The sequence below is a fragment of the Streptomyces sp. NBC_00459 genome (assembly GCF_036013955.1).
Taxonomy (GTDB): domain Bacteria; phylum Actinomycetota; class Actinomycetes; order Streptomycetales; family Streptomycetaceae; genus Streptomyces.
In genome coordinates this window covers 44088-65154 of the sequence record NZ_CP107903.1, presented here as the reverse complement: position 1 = coordinate 65154, position 21067 = coordinate 44088, and the positions used below count along the sequence as shown (strand labels likewise).

The window sequence follows — 21067 nt, the reverse complement described above, 5'->3', positions numbered from 1 at the left end:
GCGGTCGGTGACTCCAGCTACGAGAAGCGCATAGGCACCATCACACTGCGCTGCGAAGACCTTGGGCGGGGGAAGTTCCAGGTTTGTGTCGGGTGCACCCTGGGCGCCCGGCTCGCACCGCTCGTTGGTGCCGACGGCGGTCATACGGAGTCCTCGAGGCGGATTGCGTGAAGGCTGCGGTTCTTGGCGACGAAATACAGGACGCCGCCCCGTACCCGGGGAATGCCCTGCTTGGCAGGATCCCAGAACAGGTCCTCGCCAACTGGATACGCCGATGGCTTCCTTTGCTCTTCTTCTATGCTCTCTTGCTATGGGATCTCATTCGGGAGCGTCCGCTGTTGGCACCGACGCAGTGCACTCCCCGGAAGGAAGGCCTGCCAGGATCCTGCTGATAGGGGATGCGGAAGACCCGCACATCGGCGTGGTGGTGGACCGGCTTCCTCGGCAGGGGACCATTGTCACCGACGCCGCCTCGCTGCCGTTTGTACTGGGCCGCCTGAGTCCAGCAGAGTGCATTGTCTTCGATCTGGCTGGCGAACCGTCCCGTCTTGCGCCGGATATGCCCGGCCGCGGCTGGATTCGACGCCTGGCCCCCGCGGGGTGGGACGCCAACGTCGTACTGGGCAGCCAGGCCGCAGCTCGCCTGGCCTCGCGAATGACCGCGCTGGCCGCGCTACTGCGCCAGGACGCCACCGAGTGGTTGTGCGGTGTGGACGCACTCTTCGCCGCCGAGAACAAGATCGTGCAATATCGCGCCGCCCACACCCTGGGGCTGCGGATCCCGGACACCCTCATCGGTGGCGATCCTGGCGTACTGGCCGCCGAACTGGGCGAACCGTTCGTCATCAAGCCGCTCGGACCCGGCAACTTCACCGGCGGTGACGGTCAGGAACAAGTCATCCACACCCAGGCCGTCACCGCCGCCCAGCTGGCCGGAGTCGATCTGCTTGATGCGCCGTTCCTGGCACAGCAGATGCTCACTGCCCGCACCCATCTGCGGATCGTCACCGTCGCGGGCCGTGCCTGGACTGCTGAACTCGACGCCGACGGACTGCCCCTGGACTGGCGCCAAGTCGCCCGAGCCCACCACTCGTTCACACCGTCAACTCGCTGGCACACCGTGGAACGCGACGCCACCCGCCTGGCCCGACACTTGCAGACCGCATTCACCTGCCAGGACTGGATTTTCGACGACACCGGACCCGCCTTCATCGACCTCAACCCCGGCGGACAGTGGCTCTTTCTCCCCGACTCCCTCACCACGCAGATCGCCGACCATCTGGCCGCCTGGCTGCGGGGCAGCTGAATGCCCACCGTCACCGGCCGATTCGCTGAAGCACGTCTCTACCTCATCTACTGTGCTGCGCTGCTGCACCCCGGCCACACAGTGCCCACTTTCGCCGAACCCGCACCGACGACCATCAGCTTGGACACCCACTCCGACGACGAACTGGTGCTGATCATCGAGGAAGGCCGCCGTCAACTCGACCGCCAGATCGCCGACCTGGACCGGATCCGCAACCGGGCCGGTGCGCTTGCCACGGTTTCCCTCGCACTGACAGCAGCCATCGCCACCAAAGCCACGGACGTCCTGCAGCACCACTGGGCCCTTACCGCCCTGTGGGCATGCTCCTGCACTCTGGCCGTCCTGGCAGTAGCCGGAGCGGCATCCGTCCTGTCGGCACGAGCCGTCTTCGGGCGCACCGATGCCCAGATGGCGGCCCAGGGCCCCCGGCCGGTACGCAATCACCTTGCCGAGGCCTACGCCGAAGTGGCCGGTGTCGGAGAAGAAACCGTCAGAACTTTCCTCACCGTCTTCCGCGACGCCGTCACATTGACGGTAGCCTCTGCCCTTGCTTTCCTCGTCGTCCTGGCCGGCCTCGCGCACAGCCCGGGCAGCACCACACCCGAGCCCACCAAGGAGGCCACATGCCCAACCTCTACGACCTGTTCGCCAAGCCCGACACTCAAGTAGCAGCAATGACCCCTGGCGCTACCGTGCCGCCCAGGCCGCCCAAGCCGAAAACCACGTTCACAGCAGCTGTGGAGACCACCGACGACGACCGAGCCGCGTTGCTCCTGGGCGCCGTAGGAATGTGACCGCGAAATGCGCGTTGGCCCCCACAGGAGTAAGGACCACACAGCGGCCCCGCAGCCCAGGCGAGACAGCTAGCTCGGAGCGCTCAACCATGTGGGGAAGACAGGTCATCGAACACGAGCGCGAGCTCGCTGGGGGAGCGACCCCCACGCGTGTGGGGAAGACGCTCGCTGGGCTCATAACCCAGAGGTCGCGTGGGAGTGACCCCCACGCGTGTGGGGAAGACCCTGAACCACCTGCAGTTTCGAAGATCAGCAGGTCATCTTTTGCTCACTTTACATGACTTGACCGTGTTGGTGAGGACCACTGCCTGGCGGCGGTTGCCTTTGGTGGTTCGGCTTGAACTTCCCAACTGGTAAGTGGAGTTGGGGACGTCAGTAGTGCGGTGGGTGCGCTTACCTGTGGGGTTTCTTGCGTTGGGCGCGGGTTGACCGGCGGGGCTGCTGGCGGGCTGTTACCGGCGGCTGGTGCTGAACGGAGGGGGCGATCTGGAGGCGGACGGATACGAGGCCTGCGGCAAGGAGGCCGTTGTCGCTGGCGTTGTCTATGTGGTGGCCCAGTTCGGCGGGTGTGGCCATGAGTCGCCGGTGCATGGGGGAGTCGTGGAGGGCGAAGCCGTAGCCGAAGTAGACCACCGTGGTGCGGTGGGAGCGGGCCGCCTGTCGCCATTGGCTGGAGGTCTGCACGGTCGCGCGGGCGATGACGGTGCCGTCGTCGTGTTCGAGGGCGAGCTGCTGACCGGTCAGTACGAGGGTGAGGTGCTGGGGTGAGATGAGGGTGGGCTGCGGTCCGGCCAGTCGGCGCAGCCCTTTGTCGCAGGCTCGGTGGACCTGGAGCTCGATGGATTCGCCAGTCTCGGGGGAGGTGGCGCCGACCGTTTTGTGGGGTTGCAGGATGACCAGAGCTTTCGGTCCGGGCAGGAACTTTCGGGCTTCCGGCAGGAGGAGGTCGATGGTGGAGCGTCCGGCGAGGCTGCCGTAGACCGGATCTGTGGACAGCGACAGCACCGCGTGGCAGCGGGCTGCCTCGTAGACGTCTTTGACTGCTGGATCCCCATCGAGCATGGGCAGGCCGGTGGCGAGGATGGCGTCTGCCTCCTCTTGGTAGTGGCGGTGCACCGTCTCACCCATCACGGCCGACAGCCGCGGCATCAGTCCGGAGTAGATCCGCTCCCACACGTTGTCCGGGTCGTACGGCTCGGTGAACGCCTTGTCGTTGAGCCGGCTCATCTGCTCCAGGAACCCTTCGTCCTGGGAGCTTCCGTTCATGGCCCGCCAACTGTCGTGCACCACGTGGAGCAGGATGAACCGGGCCTCATCGGTGGCCGTCTCGAGCGCCGGATTCTCGGCGATGCTGGTTTCCTCCAGCAGCCGTCCCAGCAGTTCCACCGCACGCTGCTCTCCCCGGGTCACCCACGTCCAGGCGCAGTGGCAGCCGACGTTGTGCACCAGGTGGTGCAGGGCGAATCCGTACAGGGTGCGGGGGCCGGCATAGGGCAGGAAGTCGCTGAGCGCGGCATCTGCTTGCTCCCACTTGTCCTGGAGGACGAGCGCCTCGATGAGGAGGCGTTTGAGGTCGGCCGTGGCCCGCGACCATGGATCGGTGCTCCTGGCCAAGGCTGCTGCTGCGGCGTGTTCGGCGCGTTCGCCTTCGTTGTGGCCCAACAGGTCCTGGATGGCGAGGAGGTCTTTCGTCGCCTGCGTTGACTCGGTGGGGGGCAGGGCATCTGCCAGGACACGGAAGTCCTCCAGCAGCTGCGCGAGCGCGGGGTCCGGCTCGTCGCGCAGGTGACTCTGCAGGATCCGCGACGCCTCGGCTGCGAGGTGGGCGACGTGCTCGGGCAGCGGCCCGTCGAGCCGGCGGAGATAGGACAGCACGGGCAGTAAATGGGCAGCAATGCGGTGGCCGGCGTCGGCCTGCTTGCGCAGTTGGGTGAGGTGTGCGAGCAGGGTGTGCGTCTGGGCGGCCAGCCCTTCGTCCGGGTCGTCGGCTCGTGCCAGCCACTCCAGTTCCAGCTCCAGCAGGGCACGGGCGGCGTCGTACTGGCCGTGAGCATGGTGAAACGCGGCCAGATTGCCCATGAGCAGGGCCGTGTACCCGTTGGCCGTGTGTGTTGAGCGAATGTGTTCGACCAGTGCGGTGGCGTGCTGGGCCAGTTCCCAGGACCGTTCGGCCTGCCCGGAGAACAAGGCCCCGCGCAGCCAGCGGTCGGTGTGGCAGGCCACGTGTGCCAGACCCGCAGCTACGTCCGACTGCGACAGCCCCAGGTGTCGGGCCAGGATGTCCTGCAGCACCGCGTTCATCGACACGGTGTCCTCACTGCCGGGAAATGCCTCCTCGCGGGTCGGTAGCGGCTCGTCGTACCGGACAAGGGAGACATCGGTCAGTTCGCGGATGACCTCGCGCACCGGGACCTGCGCCTCGTCGAACACCACCCATCCGGGAGCCGGCGGCAGATCTGTGGGGCCGACGAACGCGCTCGCCAACGCCAGATGCACCGGCGCCCGGCGCGGGGCGAGCCAGCACAGTGCGGCCACCGTGGCCAGGGTTGGCTGCAGCAAGCCACGGGAGCGGGCACTGCTGATCAGCCGCTCGGTGCTCAGCGCGACCGCCGCCGTCAGCGTCCGCGGATAGCCGGCAGGCACCGACCGCTCGTCGTCCGCGGCCCGGCGGATCAGCGTATTCGTGTAAGCGGGAAGCCGGTCCACGCCGATACCGCAGGTGACCAGATAGCCGCAGGCCACCTCGATCGCAAGCGGCCAGCACTCCAAGACCTGGGCCAGCCTGGACAGCGACGACGCGTACCGCTCAACCTGACCCTCACTCAAGCCCAGCCGCAGCTGCAGCAAGTGGAGGGCCTCCTCGCTGCTCATCGGGCTCAGATCGATGCGCCCTTGCACCCCGTGCCAGTGGCCGCCCAGAGAGGTGACAATGATCCGGCCCCGCCCGCTACGCGGTATCCAGGCACGGGCAACGGGCGCACTGGCGTCGTCGAACACCATGAGCCACGGGCCCGGCAGGGACTGCAACTCGGCATGCACCCGCTCGCGCACCAGCCGCGGATCCCTTACCTCGGCCGGTTCCTCACTGCCGGTCAGATGTGCCAGAACGCGGGCAAACGACGCGACCAAGGCCTCCTCGCTCTCGGCGTCTACCCAGAACACCGCGTCATAGCGGAAGGCTTGATCAGCGATGTGCGCCGCGGCCAGGCTCGACTTGCCCAGCCCCGACAGCCCGGTGATGACGCACGTCCGGACGCCCACGGCGCTGTCCCCACCGGAAGAGAGGATGTCTCCGATCCCATCGACGAGATCCGCGCGCTCAACCTCAGGAAGGGGCGGCACCTGTCCGTAGACGATCCCAAGCCCGTGCCGGCCGACAGCTGAGATCAGTTCTTCGTCGCCGACCAGCACCGACCGGCGAAACTCCCGCACGCCCCAGTGCGCCAGGTCAGGATCGGCCGCCCGGCGCATGACCTCGGCCACCAAATGGCCCAGCACCAGCCCCCCGGCCCTGCGCGACAACCCCTGCCCGGCATGCTCCCGTTCGGTGCGCAGTGCATTGTGGAGATCCTCACGCAACTGTCCGTCGCTGCGGCCATCGAACTCGATCCCCGCACGCCCCAGACGTTCCCAATGCTCCTCGGACAGAGCTTGGCAGATACCCCACACGGCCGGCGACCGAACCAGAAGCTCCCGCAAGTCCGCTTTGAGTAGAGGAACATCACCGCCATGACGGCGCAACACCTCAGCCAGCCGCAGACATCCTTCGTCCGGCGCAGCCGAGGTGATCAACCGGTACTGCTCGGCCTCGAAGCCGGTGACCAGATGCACCAGCACCGTCACCGCCTCTCGAGCCCTCACAGTCCGCCCCGCTCCGGCGCTCTTCACCTGTACCGCCATCAGCGAGCGGCCAGCGGCGTCGGCCAGATCGAAATCGACTGAATCCGCATGCTGGAGTGACACCGCGTTCCCAGGCCCCTCGATACGGCACACGGATGCTTCACCGTTCCGCGCACTGGCCAGCAGCGCTTCCACCGTGCGCAGATATTGGTACTGGAACCCGCGAGCAGCAACTCGCCCACCGTCGAACGCCACGCAAACCCCCTGCTCCGAAGCCGACTTGTCGCCGTAAGACTAGGCACGGGGTCTGACAACGGGTGTCCACACAGCAGGATCGGTAACGGCTTTCGGCCTCAGGTGCCCGCTGCAGGCTCACGCGCTATGGACAGGGCCACAGCTTTGCGGGGAACACGCTGTGGGCTGGATTGGCGGGCCCAGTGCGCCAATAGACCCCGCAGGCGCGGGGAAGACCGGACGGTGCTTTCGGCTTTCCTCACGGATGCGGAGAGACCTACGCAAGCGCGAGGAAGACGTGCTGGCCTCGTTGCTGTTCGTCGATCCCGCGGACAGACCCCCACACGTGTGGGGAAGACTTCTCCAGCCCGGAGAAACGCCGGAAGATATGGACGGACCCCCACGTGCGTGGGTAGGACATGCTGGCATCGCGCATCTTCATCTGGCAGAAGGACTGACCCCCACATGTTTGGGGGGAAGACGCCGTCGAACTGCACTGGCGCACCGGCGGCTACGACGGACCCCCACGCGTGTGTGGGGAGCATCTCAAGACGATCGTTGTCGACCGGGGAAAGGTTGACAGACCCCCACAGTCCTGGCGGTAGAGCTTCCGGTTGTAGGACAGACCCCCACGGGTGTGGGGAAGACATCGTCCTCGTCGTCGTGATCATGATCCAGAAGGAGAGACTCCCGCGGGCGCGGGGAAGGCGCGGGGAAGGCGCGGGGAAGGCGCGGGGAAGGCGCGGGGAAGGCGCGGGGAAGGCGCGGACAGAGCGGCCGCGTGCGCGCAGGTGATGGATAGACCCCCAAGTCGGTGGGGAGTACATCGAGCGCACCTTCGGCACCATCAACGTCCTGGGCAGACCCCCACGGGTGGGAAGTGCGCAGCCTGCATGTGGTCGGTCTCCCATGCCTGAGACGGACCCCCACGCGTGTGGGGAGGACCCCTGCTGGCCTGCTGGTTCTCTGGCCCAAGGGGCAGTTTTTATTCACTGGTCACGTCCGCTGGAGTGGTGTATTGACGGCCACTCGGTGATCTCGTTTTTGAGGCTATGCGGTGAGTTCGGTGGGCAGGGCGGTCTCGTCGTTTTCTGACTCGATCGGGTGGAGGCGGGCCTTGGCCAGTAGGTCGAGTCCCATGTAGCGGCGGGCTTCGGTCCATTCGTCGTTCTGTTCGGCCAGCACCGCGCCGACCAGCCGGATCAGGGCGGGGCGGTCGGGGAAAATCCCGACGACGTCGGTGCGGCGGCGGATCTCCTTGTTCAGGCGTTCTTGCGGGTTGTTCGACCAGATCTGCCGCCAGATCTCGCGCGGGAACGCGGTGAACGCCAGCAGTTCGTGCTGGGCGGCGTCCAAGTGGGCTGCGGCCTTGGGGAACTTGGCTTCCAACGCGTCCAGGACGTGCCGCATCTGGGCCTGGACAGCGTCGGTGTCGGGCTGTTCGAAGACGGTCCGCAGCAGCGTGGCCACCCACGGCTGGGCCGATTTCGGGACCTGGCAGAGCAGATTTCGGGCGTAGTGAAGCCGTCAAGAATCAACCTGTTGCTTCGCGGTCAGCGGCTCGTTGGCCTGGTATGGCGATCACGGAGGAGTTGCTGTCCCAACTCGACCACCGTTTCGCGGTGTTGCTGCCGCATCTGAACGAGCGTCAGCGGCGTCTGATGTTGGCGCAGGAGGCGCGACTGCTCGGACACGGTGGGGTACGGGCCGTGGCGCGGCTGGCCGGAGTGAGCGAGACTACGGTCCGCAGCGGGGTGTTCGAGCTGGAGGCCGGTGCGGATCCGCTGCGGGACGGCTGTGTCCGGCGCCCGGGGGGTGGCCGCAAGTTGGCCGAGGAACAGGATCCTTGCCTGGTTCCGGCGTTGCTGAAGCTGGTGGAGCCGGACGAACGGGGCGATCCGATGTCACCGCTGCGCTGGACCACCAAGTCCCTGCGCAACCTCGCCGAGGAGCTGACCAGGCAGGGGCACCCGATCTCCGCCCCGACGGCCGGCTGCTGAGAGAGCAGGGTTTCAGTCTGCAGACCAGCGCCAAGACGCTGGAGGGCAAGCAACACCCCGACCGGGACGCACAGTTCCGCTACATCAACGAACAGGTCAAAGAGCACCAGTCCGGCGGTCAGCCGGTGATCAGCATCGATGCCAAGAAGAAGGAACAGATAGGACAGCTGCCGAACCCCGGGCGGCAATGGCGCCCCGCAGGCGATCCGGTGCAGGTCGAAGACCACAGCTTCTACTTCATCGGCCCCGACGTCGACGTGGCGATACCCTTCGGCATCTACGATCTGGCCTACGACAGCGGCTGGGTGAACGTCGGTACCGATCACGACACCTCGGTGTTCGCCGTCGAGTCGATCCGTCGCTGGTGGCGGGCCCGTGGCCGGGTGGACCACCCGGATGCCGACAGGTTGCTGATCACCGCGGACTGCGGAGGGTCCAACAGCTACCGCTACCGGTTGTGGAAGGCCGAACTCGCCGCGTTCGCCGCCCAGACGGGTCTCACGGTGAGCGTCTGTCACTTTCCGCCGGGCACTTCGAAATGGAACAAAATCGAGCACCGGCTGTTCTCCCACATCTCCATGAACTGGCGTGGCAGGCCCCTGACCAGCCACGAAGTCGTGGTCAACAGCATCGCCGCGACCCGAACCCGCACCGGCCTGCGCGTTCACGCCGAGTTGGACACCGGGTCCTACCCGGTGGGAATCTCCGTCAGCCGCGAGCACCTGCGCTCACTGCCGATCACACACCATGACCGGCACGGATCCTGGAACTACACGATCGTCCCGGTCAACACCACCGGCGACTGCGCGATCAACACCAGCGATCGCGACCACACCAGGTCACAGGTCCTGGCGATACTCGCCGACCCGCGTCTGAGCGGCATGACCTCACCCGAACTGGACGCACTGTGCGCCCAGTTGGCTCCCGCGCAGGCCGCCCAGGCCGAACAGCGCAAGTTCCAGCAGCGCGGCGGCCGACGCCTGCAGGCCCCCGGAGCGCACGGCAAACCCCTGCTCTCGAACGCCGACCGCATCCTTGTCACGGTGATCTACCTGCGCCGCGTCTGCTCCCAGAAGGTTCTAGTCGACCTGCTCGCCATCAACGCAGTCACGATCGGCCAGGTCATCGGCGAGACCCGCACACTCATCGACGCGCAGAAAATCGCCATCTCGCAGACCGCGCACTACTTCTCCTCCGCCCAGGAACTGCGCGACTGGGCGCAGGACGGCGCGACGACCAGCCGAATGGATCTCTCCCAGACCCTGTCCCACCCCGCACTCACCGCCATGCCCCGTCCGGACTTCCAGGCGCTGATCGACCGGATCACCGTGCCCTACCAGGCCGCGCTCGAACGACGCCGGCATCACCAGCGCGGCGGCGCCCGGCGTCCGGGAACCCGTGGCGGCGTCTTCCGCCAAAAGATCACTGACGCGGACCGGATCCTGGCGACGGTCCTCTCGCAGCGAGATCTATGCAACCAGCAGACCCTGGCTGACTTGTTCGGTGTCAGCCGCGGCACCATCCGCAACGCCATCGAGGATGTCCGTCCCCTCCTCGAACAAGACCCGTACGTCCCGATGCCCGCCGAACGACGCTTCGCCACGGCCGCCGACGTACTCGCATCCGTCACAGAAGACAGCGAAACACCATGTTGAATCCTTACGGCTTCAATGCGTGCGGCATCGCTGCCACGAAGCCCCGGGCAGGACCGCACCGATCGCGTTCACCAGGCCGGTGTGCGCGTCGGAGACGACCAGCTGAACCCCGGACAGGCCGCGGGCGGTCAGCGAGCGCAGGAAGGCGAGCCAGCCGGCGCCGTCCTCGCAGGTGGCGACGTCGATGCCGAGGATCTCGTGGTGCCCGTCGGCGTTCACGCCGACCGCGATCAGCGCGTGGACGTTGATGATCCGGCCGCCCTCGCGGACCTTCTGGGTCAGTGCGTCGACCCAGACGAACGCGTAAGGCCCGGCGTCGAGGGGTCGGTTGCGGAACGCGGCGACCTGCTCGTCCAGGTGCTTGGCCATCGCACTGACCTGGGACTTCGACAGCTGGGTGACCCCGAGGGACTCGGCGAGTTTCTCGACCCGGCGGGTGGAGACGCCGAGCAGGTAGGCGGTCGCGACCACCGAGATCAGGGCCTGCTCGGCCCGGCGGCGGCGTTCCAGGAGCCAGTGCGGGAAGTAACTGCCTTGCCGCAGTTTGGGGACGGCCAGTTCGACGGTGCCGGCCCTCGTGTCCCACTCGCGTGGGCGGTAGCCGTTGCGGTGGTTGACGCGTTCGTCGCTGACCTGCCCGTATTCGGCGTTGCAGAGGGCGTCGGCCTCCGCGGACATGAGTGCGTCGGCGAACGTCTTGACCATCGCGCGCAGCAGATCGGGACTCGCCGCGGCGAGATTGTCCTCGGCGAGGGCGTGCAGGGGCAGACTGTCAGGTGCGGTCATCGTGCTGATCTCCTTCGAGGCTTCGACACTTCGAAGATCAGCCGGTGGCCGTTCATCTATGCGGGCATCAGCCAGAAGCCGGAGCAAACCCCCGGATCAGGTCGAACCCGTACACCACTTCCCTGGACGCAACCTATTCACTTTACCGGGTCGGGTGTGGTGGTTGTGCCGGGATGCTGTTTCCGCAGCGGTACCGAACTGCCGGGCTGGCAGCTGAGCACGGCTCGCGCGGCTTGGGGGAGAGTATTTTCAACTGTCCCCACTTCACAAGATGCTGCGGTACCAGGCCGGTTGGGCAATGCGACGCGCTTGTGGCGTCCGGCCCGGCCGGGGTGTCTGCCGGTGTGTTCCGCAGTTTTCCACGGTATCTGTCCGATGGGGAGGCGGGCCCAGTTGGGAGTACGCCTTCCTGCGCGGGAGAGTAACACTGCCTCCCGCTTTGGCAGTTCCGGGAAGCGGCCTGCGGAAATGAGTGATCGGATGCGGCAGGATGGTGTCAACGCCCCTTGAGTATGGTGTAGTTGAGTGCGGGGAGTGGTTGTGGGAGCGCGGGAGGATGCCCGGTTCGGCGGGATCGACTTGACGCCGTGGGGGAAGTTCGACCGGGGGTTTCTGGCGGTGTATCCGCTGCTGTTCCATCTGCTGGATGTGGCGGCGGTCGCCGGTGAGGTGTGGGACCGGTTCCTGACGCGTGGTCAGCGGCGGCTGATCGCCGACGGGCTGGGCGTGACGGTGGCGGAGGCCCGGTGCCTGGTGATGTTTTCGCCGGTCTGCATGATCTGGGCAAGCTGTCGTCTTTCCAGGAGCGGGAGGCGCATCCCTGGGCGCGGGTGAGTGAGGTGCTGCGGGCGGACACACGCAGCTGGGGGAGCATGCCGCACGAGCGGGCCTCCATGCACAGTGTGCTGCAGCTGCTGGCGGAGGCCGGCTATGAGGTCGACACGTCGGACAGTGCGGGGGTGCTGGTGGCGCAGATGCTGGGCGGCCACCACGGCCGGTTCCTGCAGCTCGACATCGACGGCGCGGCCAGGGCATCCCGGGTCAACCTCGTTCTGGGCGGCCCCGCGTGGCAGGATCTGCGACGCCGCTACTTCGCCCTGGTGCGTCATCTGACCGGTGTCACCATGGTGCCCTCGCGGGTGCCGGTGCCGGCCGCGGTATTGATCACCGGGGTCGGAGTGATCGCGGACCGGCTGGCCAGCCAGCGCCACTACTGGCTGCCCAAGGCGCAAGCACCCGCCTTCGGCGCAGGCGAGCACTACGCGCAGGCCGTCAAGGACGCCCCGGTTCTGCTCGACGGTTCCGGTCTGCCCCGCGTCGCACTCCCTCCGGCATCCTTCGCCCAGGCCCACCGCGGTCTTACCGCCCCGAACGACCTACAGGCCTCCCTGATCAGGCAGCTCACCAAGGTGGTGGAGGAGAAGGGACCGGGCATCGTGGTGGTCACCGATGCCACCGGCGGCGGGAAGACCGTGACCGGCCTGGAAGCCGCACGGATCTTCAACGCCGACGGCGCCACCGCCGGCATCGTGTGGCTGCTGCCCACGACCGCCACCGCGGACGCCTCCTACGAGATCCTTGAGCGGTACGTGGCCGCGCACCGCCCCGAGCGGGCTCCGGTCTCCCTGGTGTACAGCCACAGCTGGAACAACTCCGCCTACACCGAGTGCCAGGTCGCCGCTGACGGGGCGTCGACCACCGACGAGTTCTGGCCCGAGGGGCCCGACGACCGGGAAGACCCGGACGGGGCGCAGCGCCCTGAGGAGCGGGTGACCGTGCCGGACGGCTGGCTGCGGGGCTGGGACCGGGCGCTGCTGGCACAGTTCACCGTCGCCACCCACGACCAGGCCCTGATGGCGGCGCTCCCGGTCCGTTTCAGCGCGCTGCGCATGCTGGCCCTGTCCGGGCGGACCGTCATCGTCGACGAGGCCCACGCCCTGACCCCGTTCATGCAGCAGCTGCTGGGGCGGCTGCTGCACTGGCTGGGCGCACTGGGCTGCCCGGTCGTCCTGCTGTCCGCCACGATGCCGGCCCGCGTCAGCACCGAGCTGGTGCGCAGCTACCTCGCCGGCGCAGGAAACCGGCCCAGCAGCACGTCCGGTCTGGACTGCGCACCCGCCTACCCGGGCTGGCTGTTCGCCGCGGCCGCCGATGCCTCCCTGACCCGCATGGACTCCCGCGCGGGCGAGGCCCACGCCCAACGGCACCGCCGGACCGCATCCCTGCGCCTGTACCCGGTACGCCATTCTTCCCACACCGACCCGGACGATGCCCCCGCTCGGGAGAGCCGGCTGGAGCGCATCAGCGCCGAGATCGCCCCCGTTGTCCAGGGCGGGGGCTGCGCGGCGGTGGCGTGCGCGACCATGGCCGACGCCCAAGCCGCCTACCAGCACCTCCACGACACCCTGCCCTGGCCCGGCGGGCCAGCTGCTGCTGTTGCACGCCCGCCTGCCCGGCCATCAGCGCGAGGCCCTCACCCGCCTGACCCGCGAACGGCTCGGCTCCGCCGGCGAGCGCCCCGCACGCCTGGTCATCGTCACCACCAGCCTCCTCGACATGAGCCTCGACATCGACGTCGACGTCATGGTCAGCGACCTCGCCTCCCTCGAGAAGCTCCTGCAACGCCTGGGCCGGCTGTGGCGGTTCGAGAACCTGTGGGGAACGGGCGCAGACCGCAGGCCCGCCTGGCTGCGCCGCCAAGGGGTGCCCCGCCTCAGCATCCTGCAGCCCACCGACCACCGGGGCCGCACCCTGATCCCGGCCGCCTGGCGCACCCTGGAACCCGCCCTCTTCACACACGCCGCTGCAGGCCGCCTCGCCGGCCTGCCTCAGCGCACCCTCACTCTCACGCTGCCCGACGACGTCCAGCACCTGGTCGAAACCGTTCACGCCGGCGCCGCCGAACTCGCCCGCACCAGCCCCGACCTCACCCAGCATCACACCGCCTACCAGAGCAGACGCCGCAGCGAGGAACACCTCAGCGCCCTCCACCTCATCCCCACCTGGCGGGACACACCCAGATCAGCCCGACCAGTTCGCCGTGCACCAGCGGCATCATGACCGGGCGCGGCACGGCGCCCTCGCCCAGTCCCGCGGTGTACGCCTCCTTCATCACGCCGACCAGCGCGTCCCACATCCGTGCTTCCACGGACGCCCCCTCCGTCTGTCGATTCCGATCACCGCACCCTGGCGTAAAGGATGAGGCAGCGTCAGCAGGGTGATCAGCCAGCTCCTGAAGGCAGCGGTCATCGGCTGGATCGTGCCGTGTCCGGATCTCGGAGGTCGGGTACGGCTTCGGCAACTGGCCATGGTGGTGGGGGAGGCTGTCGGGTGGGCAAGGCGAGCCGGGGCAAGAAGGAGCGCAGCAGGGACAAGGCCGAGCAGTGGACGGCGACCGGTGCTGCCCGGGCAGCGCGGCGTCTGCGGGAGCAGACCGGGCGGTCTCTGGCCGGGAACTCGTGGGTTCAGACGATGCTCGCCTCCAACATCAAAAACGTCGTCAGCGAGCTGTACGCCGTGCTGCTCCACAGCAATCTCGCCGATATCGCGGACCGGCCCGGGGACACTGCGCGGGATGCGGCATGGTCGATGACGCTGGGCAAACAGGGCCACCGGCCGCCGTGGCCCCGGGCGGCCGGGGAAGCCGCCGGGTGGGAGATCCGCCAGATCGAGAAAGTGTTGCGACAGGCTGAGGTCCTCGTCATCTCCCCGGCCGCGCACGCAGCGGTCATGGCCGCGGCCGCCACCCTCGAGCCGGCCGACGTCAGTACCCTTCACCGCGACCGGGACATCCTCGTACCCACCGCGCTGCTGGTGCTGCCGGAACCGGTCGTGGTCGTCAACCGCACCGGCTCACTGTCGGACATCAAGGCGTTCGGCTGGCAGTTCGTCACCCAGCACCAGATCCTGCCCACCGCCCAGTACCCCGGCGTGCAGGTGACCACGTTCATGGACCGCGACGGTCCGGTCCAGCCGACCGGATGGCGCCAGGCGGTCTCCCAGGCGCGCGCCTCCGGCAGCCCCCTGCCGCCGTTGATGCCGGACGGCATGTACGGGATGCGCGGCGACGCCTGCCTCGCGGAGGAGAGCTCCGAAACGCTCGCGCACCTCTCCGAGCTCTACCGTGAGATGGAAAACGCCCGCGCCCAGGCCTCCCAGTGGCGTGCCGAGCCGGTCCCCGAGACCGGCGAGTGGGGCGGCGGCCGGGTGGAGGACCCGTACGACGACTTCGTGGGCCGCTACATGTTCGCCTTCTTCCGGCTGAACTCCCAGGGCATCACGGCGATCAGCTCGCCTCGGGCCACCGGGGGCACGGCTGCGGGCAGTAGTGACGCGTCCGTGCCGCAGGATCCCGATGTGCGGGTGATCCGGCTCGTCGCACCCTCGCCCCGTCCATCGGACCCGGCCGGGGACACCAAGCGGGAGTATCACCACCGGTGGCCGGTGCGGATGCACAAGGTGCGGCAGTGGTACCCCAGTCGCCAGGAGCACCGGGTGATCTGGCGTGGCCCCTACATCAAGGGGCCCGCCGATGCGCCGCTGATGATGGGGGAGAAGGCGTACCTCGTCGACTCGTAGCCTGGCGAAGGCCGTACGAGATCGTCGCGCGAGTGGAGAACCGGGAGACCTGCAGGGACTTGCGCTTCCTGCCAGCGCTCGGGACGTTCACCGACGAGGACTTCGGCGGCCCGCACCGTCCCGACGTCTGAGACACGCCGGCAGGCGGTGACGAGGGAGCGGCTGTGAGCAAGAGGGCAGGGCCCGGCGGATTCCGCCGGGCCCTGCCCTCTTGCCGTATGCCCTTCGGCCCGCGAGAGTCGTCATCGTCGGGCGGAAGGAAGTCCAGTGGCTGACCTGTTGGCCGTGCCACCTTGCGGAGGTGCCCCGCTGCAACGGGGCCTCCTGCGTTCTGCGGTGCGTGTCCGGACCGTTGGACCTGCGCCTCTCTTGTACGCGCATGCGCGACCCGCGGGCCGCGTACGTCACGCGCACGTGGGAACGAGCTCAATCATGGGGGGATAATTAACCTTGGCCAAGAGATGTAGGCAGATAGTTTCTCGTGGCCAGGCCAAACCCGCCGCGGCCTGCGACTACGCGCCTGATTCGCGGGATGTTCAATCCGGCGACGAACCATTCCTTAAACAATTCCGTTCCAGCCGTTAAATAACAGGTCAGCGCTTTATTTACGGCTTGCCTCCAATGGGAACTGAATCGGCATCGTCAAGCGTAAGCCTGGGTAACGTGGGCTTCGCTGACGCATGTGGCTGCAACCACCGGCGTGAAGTCCTGTGCCCTGCAAGGCACTTGAGCACCAAGTTCCGGACCGCTACCGACCACCCGCCTCCTGTTGGGAGTCAACTTCCTTGTCTTTCCTGCTTCCTGAGCCCGTTCCTGCTGAGCAGAACGGGCCGTGCGCGCACACCCCGGCGAGCGCCACGCAATCCTCGCCGCTGGCGTCCTTACTCCTGCTGGTCATCCTCCTGGGCGCGCTGGTCGTCCTGCTCGCCCGAGGGATGAAGCTGGAGGAGGCCCTGGCCATCCTGGGTGCCGGCGGACTGCTGGCGGCCGAACTACGTCAGCGTCTGCTCTGACCCGATCCCCTGCCGGGGCCCGTCCCACCGACGGGCCCCGGCCCCGTTCCGGGCTCGGGAAGGAGATGGACGCCGTGGCCCGTCCCATGAACCAACTGCCCCAGAGCAACGACCCGCTGGTGGCCTTCGCCCGCGACCTCCAGGCGCTGCGCAAGAAGGCCGGCGACCCGCCGCTGGCGATGATGTCCCAGCACAGCGGGATGTCCACCGCGACGCTGTCGAACGCCCACGCGGGCAAGAAACTGCCCACCTGGGCGACCGTCAACGGCTACGTCCTGGCCTGCGGCGGCGATCCCGAAGACTGGAGCGCGCGCTGGGAGAGCCTGCGCCTGGCCGCCGCCGGGGTCACCGGGGATCTGTGCCGCGAGGCGCTGCGCCGGTGGGATCGCACCGGCAACCTCATCCCGCCGCAGGTCACCGACGAAGGCGAACTGCGCGAGCTCCTGCAGACGCTGCTGGACTTCAACGGGCTCAGCCACCGCACCCTCGCCCAACAGGCCCCCGGCTACTCCCACGTCACGTACGGGGCCGTCCTGCGCGGCGCGCGCCCGCTGCGGGCCAAGATCCTCTACCAGATTCTTATCGGCTGCGGTGTCCACTCGCTGCGCAGTCAGGAGGCGTGGTTCCACCTCCTGAGTCGCTTCTCCTGGAGGGAAGGCGTGGAGGGCGGCAAGCTGCTGGCCCGGGTGGAACAGCCCCTGCGGTACGCCGGCGACATCGACCTGAAGATGCTCAAGGCCATCCTCGAGCGCCTCGAGCGCGGCCGCGGGCTGTTCGCCGCCAACATCGTGTCGTACGACAGCGTCAACGCCCTGCGCACCGCGTACGAGGACATGCTGGCGCTGCTGCTGTCCTCTCTGCAGCGCTCCCACGTCCAGCTGCCGAACAAGCTCGGCTACGCCTTCAACCAGGTCGTCCGCGAACTGCGTAACAGCTCGATCCCCAACCCGACCGCCATCGCCGCTCTCGTCCCGCTTGCCATGCCGTTCCACCCCCGCCTGCGCACCCGGGTCGTCATGGCGCTGAAGAACGCGGGCGAGATGCTGCGCCGGGCGGACAACGGCGAACTCAGCGTCCGAGGCCCGTCCGGGCTCCGGCGGCCGATGTCGCGGCGAGCGCCCAGTGCGCCGTTCCAGCACACCGCACCGGCCGCCTCGTAAGCCAGCTCTGGAGAGCGCGGGCGGCTGGCGGCAGAGTGCGCGCCGCTCAGCCGACCGCCGACGCAGGGGTGGGGACGGCGCGGCGCTGCACCTCCTCCCACTCGGCAAGGGCTGTACGCAGCCTGGCGACGACGTCCTTGCGATTGGCGAGCGAGCGCAGGTACGGCTCCGCTCCCTGGAGCGGGTAGAGCTCACCAGCGCGCGGTGGGTGCCGCGGTTCAGGTGGTGACTCCAGGGAGTCGGCGTCGACTTCCCCCTCGGGCGCGGCGACGTGGCCATCGACGAAGCCGCCCTCGGTCGTTGTGCAGGAGTTCCAGCTGTAGTCGATCAGGACGACATCGCCGAGGACCGGGGCTGCCGCCAGCGGCCAGAGGCCCCAGGACGGCGTCCATGTGTGCCTGTACGGGGACGCAGCACCACTGCCTGCCGATTCCATGACGACCAGCGAGTGAGGGGCGTCGTCCGAGCACGCTAGACGGCCGTGGCTGGTGTTTCGTGGGCGTGCTCGAGGTTCATGCGCGCCGTGACCAGCACCGGGCCAACGAACCGCGAAGTGACAGCATGCCTATGGCGATGAAGCGGCGGATGGTGTGAGTGGGCTGTACGGGATATCCATCATCGGTTGCCAGGGGGCCGTCGGAGTGCCGTCCGGGTCCATACCGTGTGGCCATCGCAAGCGGAGCATCGATGCCCAGGCCGTGTGTTCGTATTCGATAGAGGCTCCGCCGTAGTCGGCAAGTTTCCGGGCCAGGATTGTCGCGTTCGCCCGGTCCCCGGCTTTCTCCCGCATAACCGCCAGTTGGCGCAGGGCGTCGGTGTCGCCGTGGTCGGCGGCCTGCCGGGCCAGGGTTTCCGCGCTTGCGCGGTCCCCGGCAGACTCCCGCATCATTGTCAGTTGGGACAGGGCGATGGTGTCACCGCGGTCGGCGGCCTGCTGGCTCAGGGCTTCGGCACCATCCCGGTCCCCGGCTTTCTCCCGCATAACCGCCAGTTGGCGCAGGGCGTCGGTGTCGCCGTGGTCGGCGGCCTGCCGGGCCAGGGTTTCCGCGCTTGCGCGGTCCCCGGCAGACTCCCGCATCACCGCCAGCCGGCACAGGGCGATGGCGTCACCGTAGACGACGGTCTTCCGGGCCAGGGCTTCGGCGCCATCCCGGTCCCCGGCGAGTTCGCGTGTCACCGCCAGTTGGTGCAGGGCGTCGGTGTCGCCGTGGTCGGCGGCCTGCTGGATCAGGGCTTCGGCGCCATCCCGGTCCCCGGCTTCTTCCCGCATCTCAGCCAGTTGGCGCAGGGCGATGGCGTCACCGTAGACGACGGTCTTCCGGGCCAGGGCTTCGGCGCCATCCCGGTCCCCGGCGAGTTCGCGTGTCACCGCCAGTTGGTGCAGGGCGTCGGTGTCGCCGTGGTCGGCGGCCTGCTGGATCAGGGCTTCGGCGCCATCCCGGTCCCCGGCTTCTTCCCGCATCTCAGCCAGTTGGCGCAGGGCGTCGGTGTCGCCGAGGCCAGCGGCTTGACGAAGCAGGGCTTCGGCACCATCCCGGTCCCCGGCGAGTTCGCGTGTCACCGCCAGTTGGCGCAGGGCGTCGGTGTCGCCGAGGCCAGCGGCCTCCTGGGCCAGGGCTTCGGCACCATCCCGGTCCCCGCCTTCTTCCCGCATCTCAGCCAGTTGGCGCAGGGCGTCGGTGTTGCCATGGCCAGCGGCCTGCCGGGCTAAGACTTCGGCGCCGTCCGGGTCCCCGGCCTCCGCACGCAGCACCGCTAGTAAGGCCAGGGCCACAGGGCTTCCGTGGGCGGCGGCTTGGTGGCGCAAGTGGTGAGCCCACTGCAGCCGAAGGCGTTTCTCAGCTTCATCCGCGATGCGGTTCAGGTCATCGGGGTGAGCGAGATGGGTGAGGGCGGCATGCCAGAAGGATGCAGGTGGGCACAGGTGACGGCGGCTGGTGCGGCCGTGTTGCTCGAGGTAGTCGGCGAGCCGGAACTGAGGTCCTCTCCCTGCCTCTGCGCCCGTTGTGGCGGCGGAGGCAGGGGCGGGCGGGCGTCGCAGGGGGCGGGGGGTGGTCTGTCGTAAGGGAGCTTGTTTGCCGTGGACAGGCTTGGAGAGTTCGGCGTATGCCTGCTCTGCCCAACCGTCGGTGAGCTGGTCGTAGTCGCTCTGGCTGAGGTAGTCAGTGGCGGCATCGGTGAGGAAGGCCTGGGGGAGGTGCAAGCTGACGCCGAGGCGGCGCGCGTCCATCGCGGCCTGCAGCACTGCCTTGGCGGCTGGGCCGGCATGCTGGTAGCGGTTGAGGAGCTCGGGAGCACCGGCCAGGTCCTGGGTGATCCGGCCGTCGGCGTGTGCACGGGTGAGGGCGTCGGCCAGCAGCCAGTCGCCATCCTTGGCGAGAGCCCTGGCCTCAGCCAGGGCCGGGGCGTCAAAAGCATCGGGTACTGCCAAGAGGTGGCCGGCGAGTAACTCTCGTACTCGACTGTGCAGATCCGGCTCGGCCGGTAAGGGCAGAGCCGTGTACTGGGTGGCGTACTCGGGCCAGAGCGTGCCCAGCACCAGCACGGGCCCGCGCTCCCGGCTGACCAGTAGACGGTGCACGGCTGCCGCGATCTGCTCACCTACTGCCCGGTCGCCGAGGTAATGCTGGGCCTCATTCAGCCACACCACCGTACGGGGCCCGACGCGGTGCAGCTGCTCCAACGCAGCCTGCGCCCTGGTCGGGTCGAAGGGATGCCACAACCGCCACCCCTGATCGGCAAGGGGTTGGACGGCCTCCCAGCACGCCCGTGTCTTGCCTGTCGAGGAGGCGCCCACCAGCACCATGATCCGACTGCGGCCGGCCATGGTGTCGTCGACTGCTTTGTCCAGCACCCGGTCATGCTCGCGGCGCACATAGGCGGGCCAAGCCCGCTCTGCAGACATGTCGGGGCCCGCGGCCGTCGGGCCGGGTCCGGCCCGGTGGACCTCCAGGTCATGCGGCGTCCACTCTCCAATGGGTCGGCCCGGCCCCTCTGTCGTACTTGTGCCTGCTTGCTGGACCGCGGTGCGCTGCAACGCCAGCATTTCTGCCTCGGGCAGCTGCAGTGCGCGTGACAGTGCCGCCACCGTCTCCGCGGACGGCACCGGCTTCTGAGGAGAGAGCGCCTCCGAGACGGTGGTCCGTCCCAGACCTGCCCGCCGGGCCAGCTGGGTCTGGTTCAACCGGGTCCGGGCCAGCCCGTCGGCCAGTCTCCCGCGCAGTTTGGTGAGTTGCGGGCTGTGGCCGTTCTGCTCGTCCATGTACCTTCCCCGAGGCTCCGATGTGTTCGCCGGTGTTCATTCTCGTCCCGGCGAACCCCGGCGAACACCGGTTCCATGACCTTCGACCACGTCAACGCCCCACCACTTACCGGGAGTCCTCGTGGCCGTCGTCCTTCTGACCACCGCGCTCGTGATCGTTGTCGCACTGCTGGCCGCCGCCGGCGCGGGCAAACTCGCCCGCATGGAGGGCGCCACGTACCCCACCGCACTCACCCGGGCCGCCGCCGCCTTCACAGCGGTCCTCACTCTCGCCGCGACCGTGACCGCAGCCCTCGCAGCACTGTTCGCTTGAATCGCCAGACGGATGTTGTCCTACGTACGGAGCAGGTACGGCTCCGCTCCCTGGAACAGGCCGGAGCGGGGATAGAACGTCACCAGGGCACGGTGGAGCTCCCAATCACCCTGCGGGCCGGACCTG

10 protein-coding genes and 4 pseudogenes are annotated in these 21067 nt (G+C 68.2%); 9 read left to right on the top strand and 5 right to left on the bottom strand.

What is annotated here, in order from left to right; translation table 11 throughout:
* The first annotated feature begins 421 nt into the window (after positions 1 to 421).
* Together OHN74_RS00275 and OHN74_RS00270 are read left to right on the top strand one after the other, a co-directional pair.
* Positions 422 to 1306 carry an ATP-grasp domain-containing protein gene (locus tag OHN74_RS00275; RefSeq protein ID WP_327692439.1) on the top strand — a complete coding sequence of 295 codons (885 nt, stop codon included), beginning with the start codon at positions 422 to 424 and terminating at the stop codon, positions 1304 to 1306.
* Positions 1307 to 1975: a hypothetical protein gene (locus OHN74_RS00270; protein ID WP_327692438.1), complete on the top strand. Its 669-nt coding sequence runs from the start codon at positions 1307 to 1309 to the stop codon at positions 1973 to 1975. It begins immediately after the preceding gene.
* 518 nt (positions 1976 to 2493) lie between these two features.
* Here OHN74_RS00270 and OHN74_RS00265 read toward each other — a convergent pair.
* Positions 2494 to 6195, bottom strand: coding sequence for a hypothetical protein (locus OHN74_RS00265; protein ID WP_327692437.1), 3702 nt, complete (start codon positions 6193 to 6195; stop codon positions 2494 to 2496).
* Between the two features lie 1029 nt (positions 6196 to 7224).
* Positions 7225 to 7701: pseudogene (locus tag OHN74_RS00260) on the bottom strand (transposase); the annotation flags it as partial.
* Positions 7702 to 7748: 47 nt separating this feature from the next.
* Between OHN74_RS00260 and OHN74_RS00255 the strand changes: the two are divergent.
* Positions 7749 to 9829 (top strand): annotated as a pseudogene (locus OHN74_RS00255) (ISAzo13 family transposase).
* Between the two features lie 15 nt (positions 9830 to 9844).
* Here the strand turns inward: OHN74_RS00255 and OHN74_RS00250 are convergent.
* Positions 9845 to 10615, bottom strand: a pseudogene (locus OHN74_RS00250) (IS256 family transposase); the annotation flags it as partial.
* Positions 10616 to 11140: 525 nt separating this feature from the next.
* Here OHN74_RS00250 and OHN74_RS42795 point away from each other — a divergent pair.
* The 5 genes and pseudogenes from OHN74_RS42795 to OHN74_RS00220 all read left to right on the top strand — a co-directional run.
* Positions 11141 to 11769: pseudogene (locus OHN74_RS42795) on the top strand (CRISPR-associated endonuclease Cas3''); the annotation flags it as partial.
* Between the two features lie 1114 nt (positions 11770 to 12883).
* Positions 12884 to 13675, top strand: a complete 792-nt coding sequence (locus tag OHN74_RS00235; RefSeq protein ID WP_443060529.1) for a hypothetical protein — start codon at positions 12884 to 12886, stop codon at positions 13673 to 13675.
* 270 nt (positions 13676 to 13945) lie between these two features.
* On the top strand, positions 13946 to 15193 hold the full coding sequence (locus tag OHN74_RS00230) for a hypothetical protein (RefSeq protein ID WP_327692435.1): 1248 nt from the start codon (positions 13946 to 13948) through the stop codon (positions 15191 to 15193).
* Positions 15194 to 15978: 785 nt separating this feature from the next.
* A complete protein-coding gene (locus OHN74_RS00225; RefSeq protein WP_327692434.1) occupies positions 15979 to 16206 on the top strand; it encodes a hypothetical protein in 228 nt (75 codons plus the stop codon).
* A gap of 74 nt (positions 16207 to 16280) precedes the next feature.
* Positions 16281 to 17366, top strand: a complete 1086-nt coding sequence (locus OHN74_RS00220) for a hypothetical protein (RefSeq protein WP_327692433.1) — start codon at positions 16281 to 16283, stop codon at positions 17364 to 17366.
* A 46-nt stretch (positions 17367 to 17412) separates the two neighbouring features.
* On the opposite strand, the gene OHN74_RS00215 is transcribed toward OHN74_RS00220, so the two are convergent.
* Positions 17413 to 17802 carry a hypothetical protein gene (locus tag OHN74_RS00215; RefSeq protein WP_327692432.1) on the bottom strand — a complete coding sequence of 130 codons (390 nt, stop codon included), beginning with the start codon at positions 17800 to 17802 and terminating at the stop codon, positions 17413 to 17415.
* A 129-nt stretch (positions 17803 to 17931) separates the two neighbouring features.
* A complete protein-coding gene (locus OHN74_RS00210) occupies positions 17932 to 20628 on the bottom strand; it encodes a helix-turn-helix domain-containing protein (protein WP_327692431.1) in 2697 nt (898 codons plus the stop codon).
* Between the two features lie 121 nt (positions 20629 to 20749).
* On the opposite strand from OHN74_RS00210, the gene OHN74_RS00205 reads away from it, so the two are divergent.
* The gene (locus OHN74_RS00205) at positions 20750 to 20941 is read left to right on the top strand and encodes a hypothetical protein (RefSeq protein WP_024126132.1); all 192 of its coding nucleotides are present in this window, start codon (positions 20750 to 20752) and stop codon (positions 20939 to 20941) included.
* Positions 20942 to 21067 lie beyond the last annotated feature (126 nt).